The sequence below is a fragment of the Stenotrophomonas sp. X genome, from assembly GCF_055721025.1.
In genome coordinates, this window is record NZ_CM146756.1 from 2,811,021 (window position 1) to 2,823,658 (window position 12,638).

At 67.1% G+C, this 12,638-nt stretch carries 8 protein-coding genes and 2 tRNA genes; 8 read left to right on the forward strand and 2 right to left on the reverse strand.

From position 1 onward, the window contains the following. Positions 1-32: 32 nt before the first annotated feature. Both cydC and cydD read right to left on the reverse strand, forming a co-directional pair. A complete protein-coding gene (gene cydC, locus ACZ75I_RS13070; protein WP_472958049.1) occupies positions 33-1,706 on the reverse strand; it encodes a thiol reductant ABC exporter subunit CydC in 1,674 nt (557 codons plus the stop codon). After that, a complete protein-coding gene (cydD, locus tag ACZ75I_RS13075) occupies positions 1,703-3,448 on the reverse strand; it encodes a thiol reductant ABC exporter subunit CydD (protein ID WP_180868348.1) in 1,746 nt (581 codons plus the stop codon). The genes cydC and cydD overlap by 4 nt, the downstream gene beginning before the upstream one ends. A gap of 228 nt (positions 3,449-3,676) precedes the next feature. Between cydD and ACZ75I_RS13080 the strand changes: the two genes are divergently transcribed. The 8 genes from ACZ75I_RS13080 to pgaB all read left to right on the forward strand — a co-directional run bounded on the left by ACZ75I_RS13080 (position 3,677) and on the right by pgaB (position 12,638). Next, positions 3,677-5,266 carry a cytochrome ubiquinol oxidase subunit I gene (locus ACZ75I_RS13080; RefSeq protein WP_053501033.1) on the forward strand — a complete coding sequence of 530 codons (1,590 nt, stop codon included), beginning with the start codon at positions 3,677-3,679 and terminating at the stop codon, positions 5,264-5,266. 15 nt (positions 5,267-5,281) lie between these two features. Next, on the forward strand, positions 5,282-6,433 hold the full coding sequence (cydB, locus tag ACZ75I_RS13085) for a cytochrome d ubiquinol oxidase subunit II (protein ID WP_069139781.1): 1,152 nt from the start codon (positions 5,282-5,284) through the stop codon (positions 6,431-6,433). Between the two features lie 53 nt (positions 6,434-6,486). Then, positions 6,487-6,603, forward strand: a complete 117-nt coding sequence (gene cydX / locus ACZ75I_RS13090) for a cytochrome bd-I oxidase subunit CydX (protein WP_021204639.1) — start codon at positions 6,487-6,489, stop codon at positions 6,601-6,603. Between the two features lie 55 nt (positions 6,604-6,658). Next, positions 6,659-6,735, forward strand: a tRNA-Pro gene (locus ACZ75I_RS13095). A 140-nt stretch (positions 6,736-6,875) separates the two neighbouring features. Next, a tRNA-Pro gene (locus tag ACZ75I_RS13100) sits at positions 6,876-6,952 on the forward strand. Positions 6,953-7,174: 222 nt separating this feature from the next. Next, positions 7,175-8,380 carry a CynX/NimT family MFS transporter gene (locus ACZ75I_RS13105; RefSeq protein WP_472958052.1) on the forward strand — a complete coding sequence of 402 codons (1,206 nt, stop codon included), beginning with the start codon at positions 7,175-7,177 and terminating at the stop codon, positions 8,378-8,380. A gap of 342 nt (positions 8,381-8,722) precedes the next feature. Further along, positions 8,723-10,750 carry a poly-beta-1,6 N-acetyl-D-glucosamine export porin PgaA gene (gene pgaA, locus ACZ75I_RS13110; RefSeq protein WP_180868343.1) on the forward strand — a complete coding sequence of 676 codons (2,028 nt, stop codon included), beginning with the start codon at positions 8,723-8,725 and terminating at the stop codon, positions 10,748-10,750. 1 nt (position 10,751) lies between these two features. Then, on the forward strand, positions 10,752-12,638 hold the full coding sequence (gene pgaB / locus ACZ75I_RS13115; protein WP_180868341.1) for a poly-beta-1,6-N-acetyl-D-glucosamine N-deacetylase PgaB: 1,887 nt from the start codon (positions 10,752-10,754) through the stop codon (positions 12,636-12,638).

Consider the following 12,638-nt stretch of genomic DNA (forward strand, 5'->3'; position numbering starts at 1 on the left):
GTAGATCCACGCCACGCGTGGACATGCCTCGATCAGAGTTCGCGGATCAACACCCCATCACGCAACCGGTACTGCGCATCGACCACGCCTTCGGGCAGGTCGTCGTGGGTGATCATCAACAGGCTGCGCCCGTCCACCAACCCGGAGAGATCGTGCAGCAGCGCACGTGCGGTATCCACGTCCAACCCTTCGGTTGGTTCGTCCAGCAGCAGGATCGGCGCGTTGCGCAGCAGCGCCCGCGCCAGCGCCAGCCGTCGCGCCTGGCCGGCCGACATCGTCGCGCCGTTCTCGCCCACCCAAGCCTGCAGGCCCCCGTTGCGCTCGGCCCAGTCGCCCAGGCGCACGCGACGGAGGACCGCCCACAAGGCGGCGTCGCTGGCATCGGGATCGCCCAACCGCAGGTTTTCTGCCACGCTGCCGGCAAACACCGGTGCGTTCTGTGGCAGCCACGCCAGTTGCTGGTGCCACTCAGCCTGGGCGACGTCGCGCAGATCGCGGCCACCATAGGTGATTCGCCCCTGCTGCGGATCCCACAGCCGCAGCAGCAGGCTGGACAGCGTGGTCTTGCCACTGCCGCTGTCGCCGCGGATGGCAATGCGTTCGCCTGGCGCCAGGGTCAGCTGGAGACCGGACAGCACCGGCCGCGCCGCGCCCGGCCACTGGAAATGCACATCGTCCCAATGCACGCGCGCGGCTTGCGGCACCGGCTGTGGCACTTGCGGATCGTCCACCGTCGGCGGTTGCTCGACGATCGCCTGCAGGCGATCTGCGGCAATGCGCCCGGACTGCAGCGACTGCCAGGCCAGGCCCATGCCGGCCCACAGTTCAATCAACGCCACGGTCAGGAACACGAGGCCCGCCGCCATCTCCGGCGCGATGCGCTGCCGTTCGGCGGCGTGCAGGGCCAACGCCAGCATCGCCACCAGGCCCAGCCCGGCCACCAGGCCGTGCAGGGTCGAGGCCGCGATCAGGCGCCAGCGACGGCGGCGGTCGCGCGAGACCAGCTGCTTGGCTGCCACGCGTACCTTCAGCTGCCACGCGGCATCGGCATGCAGCGCGGCCAGATCTCCCGCCCCTTCCAACCCTTCAAAGGCCGCGGTGCGCAATGCGGCGCGATGCGCGGCGCGGTCGGCTTCTTCATCATCGTGGCCACGCACGCCCAGCCACGGCACACCGAAGGCGATCAGCAGCGCCAGCACCGCCAGCAGCACTGCCGCCGACGGCAGGATCAGCGCCGCCGATGCAACCGCCACCACCGACAGCGCACCCAGCGCCACCAGCGGCCCGATCGCCCGTACCAGCAGGCCATCCACTTCGCCGATGTCGCCCAGCAGTCGCGCCAGCAACTCGCCGGTACGCGTAGCCCCCAGCCGTGCCGGCGCCAGTGGCAGCGCGCGGCGGAAGAACCAGACGCGCAGATCGCGGGCGATGCGCAGGGTGGCATCGTGGCCCACCAGCTTTTCGAAGTAGCGCGACACGATGCGCGCCATGGTCAAGCCACGGATACCCGCAGACGGCGAGAAGAAATTGAATCCCTGCCCCAGGCCTGCGGCACCGGCCAGCGCGGCCGCAGTGAGGAAACCACCGGACAGGCCCAGCAATGCAGTGCCGGCCAGCATCGTGGTCCACAACAACAGGATCGTCAGCAACAGGCGTGGACGATGACGCAGGAACACCGCGCGCAGCGAATCAGGCGAACGGCTCATGCGCGCACCGCCTGTGCCGGTTCCACCAGGCGGCCTTCCGGCAACAGCAGGCAACGATCGGCCCAGGCGATCACCGCCGGGCTGTGGGTGGCGACCACCACGCTGCGGCCACGTGCATATGCGGCCAGGCTGCGCAGCAATGCCGCTTCGGTATCGGCATCCAGGAACGCGGTGGGTTCGTCCAGCAGCAGCACCTGCGGATCACGCAGCAGAAGGCGGGCCAGGCCGATGCGACGCGCCTCACCACCGGACAGGCCGAAGCCACGTTCGCCGATCACCGTATCCAGCCCCTGCGGCAGGCGCTGCGCAAACTGCAGTACCTGCGAAGCCTCGGCCACCGCGCGCAGGCGCGCATCGCTGGCGCCGGGATCGGCCAGGCGCAGGTTGTCGGCGATGCTGCCGTGGAACAGGTACGGACGCTGGCTGGCATAGGCTACCTGCACGCCGGGACGCACCTGCAGCTTGCCGGCACGCGGCGGCAGCCAACCGGCCAGCGCCTCCAGCAACGTACTCTTGCCGGACCCGCTGGGACCGACCAGGGCCAGGCGCTGGCCCGGCTCCAGCAGCACGTCCAGATCCTGCAGCACATCGTGCGGCGCGCCCAGCGGACGCAGCACCAGACCCTGTGCCCGCAGCGGCGGCAGCGCGGCCTCGGCCGGCTCCACCGCCAGCGGCGCAGCTTCGTTCTCGATCAGGCCCTGCTCATCGGGCAGCGACTGCAGCAGGCGCTCCACCTCGGCAGCGGCAGCCAGCGCATTGGCACGGTCGTGGTAGTGGGCGGCCAGCCGTCGCAGCGGCGCATAGAATTCCGGCGCCAGCAGCAGGCAGAACAGGCCCGCCCCCAGCGTCGGTACCGTTGCATGCAGCGACATCATGCCCAGATAGCTCAGCCCGAGGTACAGGGCGACCATCGCCACGCTGACCGAGGCGAAGAACTCCAGCACCGTGGACGAGAGGAAAGCGATGCGCAGAACCTTCAGGGTACGCACGCGCACGCCTTCGGCAGCCGCTTCGATCCCCTCCAGCTCAGCCTCGCCGCGGCCATACAGGCGCAGCAGGCCCAGGCCCTTGATGCGGTCGGCGAAATGGCCGCTCATCCGCGCCAGCTCACCCAGCTGCGCGCGGCCGGCCGCTTCGGCCCCCCAGCCCACCAGCATCATGAAGAACGGTACCAACGGTGCAGTGAACAGCAGGATCAGCGCCACCACCCAGTCGACCCAGGCTACGGCGGCCAGGATCAGCAGCGGCACCACCACCACTTCGGTGCGTACCGGCAGGAAACCGCTGTAATAGCTCTCGATCGCATCAGCGTGATGCAGCATCAGTTCGCCCAGTTCGCCGGTGCGGCGCTGGCGCAGCCACAGCGGCCCATGGCCAAGCAGGCGTCCGAACACGCGTTCACGCAGGGCCAACCGCGCGGCATCGGCCACATCACCGGCGGCGGCCTGGGTGGCGCTGCCCAGCAGCGTGCGCGCCACCAGGATCGCCGCCAGACCGCCCAGCACCGGCAACCCCGAGGCCAGCGGCGCGCGATCCACCAGCACCTGCTGCACCAGCCAGGCGATGGCGGCCGCCTGGCCGATCAACAGGGCACCGGACAGGCTGATGCACAGTGCCGCCAGCTGCTGGCGGCCTCGGGCGGAATGGGCCAGATCGGCCAGCCACGCCGCGCGGACACGACGCTGGCGGGCAGTTTCGGCCTCCGGGGACAGGGCGTCGGGGGTGGTTTCGGCGGCGCTCAAGGGGTCTTCACGGGCAACGGGGGAGACACGGCATTGTAGGCGCAGGCAATGGCCGACCTCTGCGGCCAGCGGTCGCAGTCTTCATCAGGTTGGCATACGATCAACCGGGGCATCTGTTCATACATTGATCTGGATCAAGGCTGTTTGAAGTAGTCGGTCACATCATTCACGTCGTAGACCACCCTTCCCGCCACCTGCAACGGCACTATCCCACGAGGTAGCCAGGCCATGATTGATCAGACAGTCGTAGAACTGTCGCGGCTGCAATTCGCGCTGACCGCGATGTACCACTTCCTATTCGTACCGCTCACCCTCGGCCTGTCCTTCATGGTGGCCATCATGGAGAGCGTGTACGTGATGACCGGCAAGGAGATCTGGCGCAGGATGACCCTGTTCTGGGGCGTCCTGTTCGGCATCAACTTCGCCATGGGCGTCGCCACTGGCATTGTCATGGAGTTCCAGTTCGGCATGAACTGGTCCTACTACAGCCACTACGTGGGTGACATCTTCGGTGCGCCGCTGGCGATCGAAGGCCTGATGGCCTTCTTCCTGGAAGCCACCTTCGTCGGCCTGTTCTTCTTCGGCTGGAATCGCCTGACCAAGGTCAAGCACCTGATGGTGACCTGGCTGATGGCGTTGGGCACCAACCTGTCGGCGATCTGGATCCTGGTGGCCAATGGCTGGATGCAGAACCCGACCGGTGCGGTGTTCAACCCGGAAACCATGCGCATGGAAGTGGTCGACTTCATGGCGGTGGTGTTCAACCCGGTGGCGCAGGCCAAGTTCGTACACACCGTCAGCGCCGGCTACGTGACCGGTGCGGTGTTCGTGATGGCGATCAGTGCCCTGTTCCTGCTGCGCAACAAGCACAAGGACCTGGCCCGTCGTTCGTTCGCGGTGGCCGCAGCGTTCGGCCTGCTGTCATCGCTGTCGGTGGTGGTGCTGGGTGACGAGAGCGGTTACGCCGCCAGTGAACACCAGAAGATGAAGCTGGCCGCGATCGAAGCGATGTGGGAGACCGAGCGTGCGCCGGCCGACTTCACCGCCTTCGGCATCCCGAACCAGGACACCCACCAGAACGACTATGCGGTGAAGATCCCGTACCTGATGGGCCTGATCGCCACCCGTTCGTTGAACCAGCCGATTCCAGGCATCCTGGAACTGGTCGAGCGCGCCGAACACCGCGTGCGCGGCGGCCAGCTCGCCTACGGCGCGCTGGAACGCCTGCGTGCCAACAAGAACGACGTGGAAGCGCGCGAGATGTTCGACCGCCACTGGCAGGACCTGGGCCACGGCCTGCTGCTCAAGCGCTACCGCGATGACATCCTCAACGCCACCCCGCAGGAAATCTCGCAGGCGGCGATGGACACGGTGCCGCGCGTGATGCCGCTGTTCTGGACCTTCCGCGTGATGGCCGGCCTGGGCTTCTACCTGATCGCCTTCTTCGCGCTGGCCTTCTACTACTCGTGCCGCAACAACTTCCAGGACAAGCGCTGGTTCCTCAAGCTGGCCCTGTGGACGCTGCCGGCACCGTGGATCGCGATCGAGTGCGGCTGGTTCGTGGCCGAGTATGGTCGCCAGCCGTGGGCGGTCGATGGCGTGCTGCCGACCTTCTATGCGGCATCGGGCCTGGCCCTGCATGAAATCGTGCTGACCCTGGCCGGCTTCACCGCGATCTACACCGCGCTGATCGTGGTCGAGATCAAGCTGATGCTCAAGGCGATCCGCAAGGGTCCGGACGAGTTGCTGCCTTCGCTGCAGTCGCCCCAGCCGCATGCTTCCCACAATGCCTCGGCGCCGGCCGCCGGCCAGGCCTGAGGCAGGAGAACCAAGATGGACTTCATTCTTCTGGACTACACCACGCTGCGCGTGATCTGGTGGCTGCTGCTCGGCATCCTGCTGATCGGTTTCGCCGTGATGGATGGTTTCGACCTGGGCGTGGGCACCCTGCTGCCCTTCGTCGCCCGCACTGATGCCGAACGCCGCCGGGTGATCAACACCATCGGCCCGGTCTGGGAAGGCAACCAGGTGTGGCTGATTCTGGGCGGTGGCGCGATCTTCGCCGCCTGGCCGCCACTGTATGCGGTCAGCTTCTCTGGCTTCTACCTGGCGATGTTCGTGATCCTGTTCGCCCTGATCCTGCGTCCGGTCGGCTTCAAGTTCCGCAGCAAGATGCCCAGCGAACGCTGGCGCAACACCTGGGACTGGGCGCTGTTCATCGGTGGCTTCATTCCCGCACTGATCATGGGCGTGGCCGTGGGCAACGTGCTGTTGGGCGTTCCGTTCCATTTCGATGACAGCATGCGCATCTTCTACACCGGCTCGTTCTTCGGCTTGCTGATGCCCTTCGCGCTGCTGGCCGGCCTGCTCAGCGTGTCGATGCTGGTCGCCCACGGTGCGGCCATGCTGGTGATCAAGACCGACGGCCCGGTGGCCGATCGTGCGGCCCGCTTCGGCAGCATCGCGGCAATCATCGCCTTCGTGCTGTTCGCAGTGGGTGGCGCCTGGGTGGCCTTCGGCCTGCCGGGTTACCAGATCACCTCGCAGGTGGTTACCGATGGCGCCACCAATCCGCTGCTGAAGACCGCCGAACTCGGCGCCGCCGGTGGCTGGATGCGCAACTACAGCGCGATGCCGGCCACGATCCTGGCCCCGCTGCTCGGCCTGGCGGGCCTGCTGGCCAGTGCGGTGCTGCTGCGTGCCCGTCGTGGTGGACTGGCCTTCATCGCCTCCGGCGCGGCCATCGCCGGCATCATCCTGACCGTCGGCTTCGCCATCTTCCCGTTCCTGCTGCCGTCCTCGAGCCAGCCCACCTCCAGCCTGACCGTGTGGGATGCCTCGTCCAGCCACCTGACCCTGTGGATCATGCTGCTGGCCACGGCGGTGTTCCTGCCGATCATCCTCGCCTACACCACCTGGGTGTACCGCGTGCTGAAGGGCAAGACCACCACCGAAGAGATGGGCAACAACCCGAACGCCTACTGATTGCCGGTGTGCCGGCCGACGGTCGGCACACCCTTGAACAAAGGAGATTGACCATGTGGTACTTCGCCTGGATTCTCGGTGCCGGCCTCGCCTCGACGGTGGCCATCCTCAACGGCATGTGGTTCGAAGCCCGTGAGCAGAACCGCATCGAGAACGAAAATCGTCGCTGAGCTGTAAAAAAACCTTGCCGCCTTGGCCTTCACACGGTATCTTAGGCGGCTCCTTCGGGGTGTAGCTCAGTCTGGTAGAGCGCTACGTTCGGGACGTAGAGGTCGCAGGTTCGAATCCTGTCTCCCCGACCACTCACGTGGTCGCATTGAAGCCTGGTGAAGTCATCCAGGCTTTTTTGTTCCCTGAGGTGGCACTGCTTCGGCGGTGTGAAGAAAACAGCATTCACCCCTTGCCGCCATCGGGGTGAATCGCTAGAATAGGCGGCTCCCTTCGGGGTGTAGCTCAGTCTGGTAGAGCGCTACGTTCGGGACGTAGAGGTCGCAGGTTCGAATCCTGTCTCCCCGACCACTTCGGTGGTCACCAAGAAGCCTGGAAGACATCACTGTCCTCCGGGTTTTTTTGTACCCCGCGCCAGGCCGCCCGCATGACGGGACCTTGCCGGAGCGCACACGTACAATGGCCGCGCTGCCGGCCCACCTGCAGCCCCCTCCCCCACCTGCCGCTTCGGCGTAGACCGATGCCGGCGCTGCATGCCATTGCCGCGGCGTGCGACACCTGCAAGGACCACCGATGAGTTCCTCCACTTCCGATTCGCCGTCGCTGCTGCACGGTCGCGTCCTCGCGTTTGCCGCGATCCTGCTGGCAGCAGTCAACCTGCGCACTGCGGTCACCTCGATCACCCCGCTGCTGGACGTGCTCGGCCAGCAGTTCGGCTTCGGTACCACCATGACCGGCGTGCTGGGCATGCTGCCGACCGCCTCGTTCGCGCTGTTCGGCGTGGCCACGCCGGCACTGGCGCGGCGCCTGGGCCTGGAACGCACTACGCTGCTGGCGATGCTGATGGCGATGGCCGGCCTGCTGCTGCGCTCCAGCGCCGGCAACGTCGGCACGCTGCTGCTGGGCTCGGTAATCGCGCTGGCCGGCATGGGCATCGGCAACGTGGTGGTGCCGCCGCTGGTGAAGCGTTACTTCGCCAACAAGGTCGGCACCATGAGCACGCTCTACATCAGCGTGCTGCAGCTGGGCACGATGCTGCCGGCGCTACTGGCAGTACCGATGGCCAACGCTGCAGGCTGGCGCGTGTCGCTGGGCATGTGGGCGCTGCTTGCACTGGCCGCCGCGCTGCCGTGGCTGCTGCTGGCCAGGCGCGCACCGAAGCCGCTGGCCGACGCCGCCGATCCCACCGCGCAGCCGCACGGCAAGGTCTGGCGTACGTCGCTGGGCTGGAGCATGACGCTGATGTTCGGCATGACCTCGCTGATGACCTATTCGATGTTCACCTGGCTGCCGCGCATCGTGGTCGAGGCCGGTGGCACGCCCGCGTTCGGCGGCGTGATGGTGGCCGTCTTCTCGGCACTGGGCCTGCTGCCGTCACTGGTCATTCCGTCGATGGCGGTACGCATGCAGAACCCGTTCCCGCTGGTGCTGATCGGCTTCTTCTCGTTCGTGATCGCCTTCACCGGGCTGCTGCTGGCGCCGATGAAGGCGCCCCTGCTGTGGGCCTGCCTGCTCGGCGTCGGCCCGTCCACCTTCCCGCTGGCGCTGACCCTGATCAACCTGCGCACCCGCACCCCGGCCGGCTCGGCCGCGCTGTCGGGCTTCATGCAGGGCGTGGGCTACAGCTTCAGCTGCCTGGGCCCGTTCCTGGTCGGCTGGCTGCATACCGTCAGCAATGGCTGGACTCTCCCGTTCAGCTTCCTGTTCGGCTGCGCCACCTTGATGCTGTGCGCCTCGTGGGTCGCCTGCAAGCCCCGCAAGCTGGAAGATCTCTGGTAGCCCGGCCGGGGCCGCCAGACGGCCCCGCCTACCGCTCGTCAGACACCGGGCAATCTTGACGCCGAACTGACAATTCCGGGCGGATAGTGCCCACGAATGCCCTTCCTTGCCGCGTGCCGGCATCGGGCATGGGGGCGGCAGCGCCGCCCAGGCCACCACTCGGTGTGCGGGGGACTCTCGTTTCAGACAAGACATTGCAGGTCGCTGTCCGGGTTGTATCCGTCTTCAATGGGCGGGAACGCACGAAGGGAGTGACGCGGGCCACGGCCACGCCAAATACTGGCATGCGACTTGCGTCACATTTTCACAGGTTGTCTGGTTCGGAAGCCAAGGGGGTCCCCAATGGTCGTCCACCGCCGGCTGGCGCTCTGCGTCGGCCTCGCATGCACCGCTCTGGCCTGGGCCAGCGGCGCGGCTCCGACCGACCGCGACGCGGCCCTGGCCGAGATCGGCCGCTACCGCGACCAGGCCCGCTGGCTGGATGCGCTCGGCGCAATCGAGCGCGCCAGCCAGCAGCAGCCCAACGACGATCTGCTGTTCAAGCTGCGCGTGCTGACCCTGGGCGACATCGGCAATGCCTGGCGCGCCTGGGAGCTGTACCAGCAGCGGCCGCAGCTGTTCGACGACGCCCAGAAGCAGCGCCTGGAAGGCGACTACCTGGCCAAACTCGTGGTCTGGAGCCTGGCCTACAGCAGCAGCGAGGACAGCCGCCTGGAAGAAGCCGAGTCGACCCTGGCGCGCATGCAGCGCTACGTCGGCGGCGAAGGCACCCCACCCTCGCAGGCCCCACTGCGCATCCGCATGGACCGGCTGATCCTGCTCAACCGGCTGGGCCGCCATGTACAGGTGCGTGAGGAAGCACGAGCCCTGCAGGCCGAAGGCCACACCCTGCCCGACTACGTGCTGCCTGCCGTGGGCGATTCGTTGATGGGCACCCTGCACCCGGAAGAAGCCATTCCGGTACTGCAGGCGGCCGTCGCTGGCGATCCGGCGCGCGACGCCTCGCATTCGGAACTGGCCTACGCCTACCTGGAAAGCGAGCAGCAGGAAAAGGCGATCGACCTGCTGCAGGCATGGCGCGACAAGGAGCCGGCGTGGCGCTGGAGCAATGGCAAATCACCGTACGCGAACTGGTCACGCTACGAGGCCGATCTCAACCTGGCAATGGTGCGCGCTTACAGCGGCGACCTGGTCACTGCGCAGCACGATCTGGAGTCGATGGTGGACATCGCACCCGGCAACGGAGGCCTGCAGAGTGCGCTGGGCAGCGTCTACATGATGCGCGGCTGGCCACGAAGGGCACTGCAGCGACAGCAGATGGCACACGCGCTGGACCCGCGTGACATCGAACCGCGGCTGGGCATGGAAGAGGCCTACGTCGCCCTGCAGCGCGACGACCTGGCGCGGCCGCTGCACGATGACCTGGTCGCACGCTATCCCACCCAACCGGCTGTCGAACGCATGGACCAGGCCTGGCGTGCGCATCGCGGCTGGCAGCTGAAGGCATGGACCGACATCGGCCGCAGCTCCGGTGGCGGTGGCACCTCGCCACTGGGCAACAACGATCGCCACTACGGTGTGGAAGTGGAGACACCGATCCTTGATGACCGCTGGCGGTTGTTCGCCCTGGCCGACCGGCGCTCGACCGATTTCCAGGACCAGCGCATCGATCCCCTGTGGCTGGGTGCGGGCGTGCGCTACCGCTTCGGGCAGCTGGATGCGGAAGCGGCCGTTCTGCGCGCCAACGACCACATCGGCGATACCGGCCTGCGGGCCGGCGTCGGCTGGCAGTTCAACGATTACTGGCACGCCGGCCTGGTGGCCGCGCGCAATGATCCAGAAGCCTCGATGCAGGCGCGCGCGGCCGGCATCACCGCCGACAGCGTGAGCGCACAGGTGGACTACCGGCGCAGCGAGCTCACCCACTGGACGTTCGGCGCCAGCCGCTTCCGCTATGACGATGGCAACCACCGCGAACTGTTCAGCACCCGCCTTGAACAGCGCCTGCTGACCCGCCCGCGCTGGCTGATCGATGGCCTCGCCAGTGCCTACACCAGTCGCGGCAGCCGCGACGATGCGCCCTACTTCAACCCGAAGCGCGACCGCATGGTCGAGATCGGGCTGCGCATCGACCAGCAGCTGTGGCGGCACTACGAACGCCACTTCCGCCACCGGCTGACAGTCTCGCTGGGCGACTACTGGCAGGACGGCTTCGGCAGTGCGCTGGTGCCGTCGGTGTCGTACATGCACGAATGGCAGCTGGGTCCGGGCCGCGTGTTCGAGTACGGCGTGCGCTGGTCGCGGCCGGTCTACGACGGCCACCGCGAGCGTCATATCGGCTTCGAAGCCGCACTGCGCTGGGGAGACTGACATGGCCCGCATCCTGCGACTGATCGTGCTCCTGCTGCTGGCCATCACGCCACCGGCCTTGGCGCAGCAGGCCGCGCATCTCGATGCGATCGACAATGGCCTGCTGATCCTCAGCTACCACGACATCCGCGACCAGGTCGCGGCCAAGGGCGATGCCGATACCTATGCGGTGAGCACGCAGAACTTTGCCGCACACCTGGACTGGCTCGGCGCGCATGGCTATCACCCGGTCTCGCTGTCGCAGGTGATCGATGCCTCGCAGGGGCGGGCCACGCTGCCGCCCAAGCCTGTGCTGCTGACCTTCGATGACGGCCTGCGCAGCGTCTACGACAAGGCCTTCCCATTGCTGCAGGCCTACCGCTACCCGGCGCTGGTGGCGGTGATCACCGACTACGTGGAGATGGCTCCGGGCCGCACCATCGACTACGGCTACCGGCCGTTCGGCCGCGATGACTTCGTCACCTGGGCGCAGCTGAAGCAGATGCACGACAGCGGCCTGATCGAAGTGGCCAGCCACACCGATGACCTGCACCACGGCGTGCTCGCCAATCCACAGGGCAATTCAACGCCCGCCGTGGTCACCCGCATCTACAGCCCAGCCACGCACAGGTACGAGACTGAAACGCAGTATGAGCAGCGCCTGCGCGCCGATCTCTCGCGCAGCGTGCAGCGCATCAAGCAGCACCTGGGCGTGCGGCCGCGCGCCATCGTCTGGCCATACGCCGCCTACAACCAGTTGAGCAACGACATCGCCGAACAGCTGGGCATGCCGGTGTCCTTCGATCTGGAGGGCCGCAGCACGCCGGTGGCCAGCGACCTGCATGGCCTGGCGCGCTTCCTGGTCAGCGACAACCCGACCGTGGAGGGGCTGGCCTACGAGCTGCGCCGCGATGTCGCGCTCGATGGCATCCGTGCCCTGCAGATCGACCTGGATGATGTCTACGACGCAGACCCGACGCAGCAGGCACGCAACCTCGATGCGCTGGTCGAACGGGTCAAGCGCATCGCGCCGACGCACGTCTACCTGCAGGCATTCGCCGATCCGGATGGCAACAATACTGCCGATGCGCTGTACTTCCCCAACCGGCACATGCCGATGCGTGCGGACCTGTTCAGCCGCGTTGCCTGGCAGCTGAAATCCCGCGCCGGCGTGAAGGTCTACGCATGGCTGCCGGTGCTTGGCTTCGAGCTGCCCGACCCGGTGCAGCGCAAGGCGCTGGCGATCCGCAACGGCGATCCCGATGGCATGTACCGGTTGGACTTCACCAACCCGAAGGCCCGCCAGATCATGCTCGACATCTACGAGGACCTGGCGGTCAATTCCTACTTTGAAGGCCTGCTGTTCCATGACGACGGCTACCTGCGCGACACCGAGCTGCCGGCACTGGCAGCCGGCGGCGATGGCAGCGCGCGCACGCAGGCGCTGATCAGCTTCACCCTGGCGCTGCGCGACAGCGCGCAACGCTGGCGCCCGAAACTGGCCACCGTGCGCAACCTGTACGCTGAGCCGGTGCTGCGCCCGCAGAGCGAGGCCTGGTTCGCGCAGCGCCTGGACCTGTTCAACAAGGCCTATGACCAGACCGCGCTGATGGCGATGCCGTGGATGGAAGGCAGCCAGCACCCCGAGCGCTGGCTGGACCAGCTGCTGGCCGCAGTACGCGCACACGACCCGCAGCTGCAGCACACCCTGTTCGAGCTGCAGACCGTCGATTGGCGCAACGGGCAACCGATTCCCGCCGAGCGCCTGCGCGCACAGATCCGCCAGTTGCAGGCGCAGGGCGTGCACCACTTCGCCTGGTACCCGGACGATTTCATCGCCGACCAGCCCTCCACCCGCGATGCCCGCGCGGCGATGTCCGCCGGCACCTTCCCGTACCCGGAGAAGTGA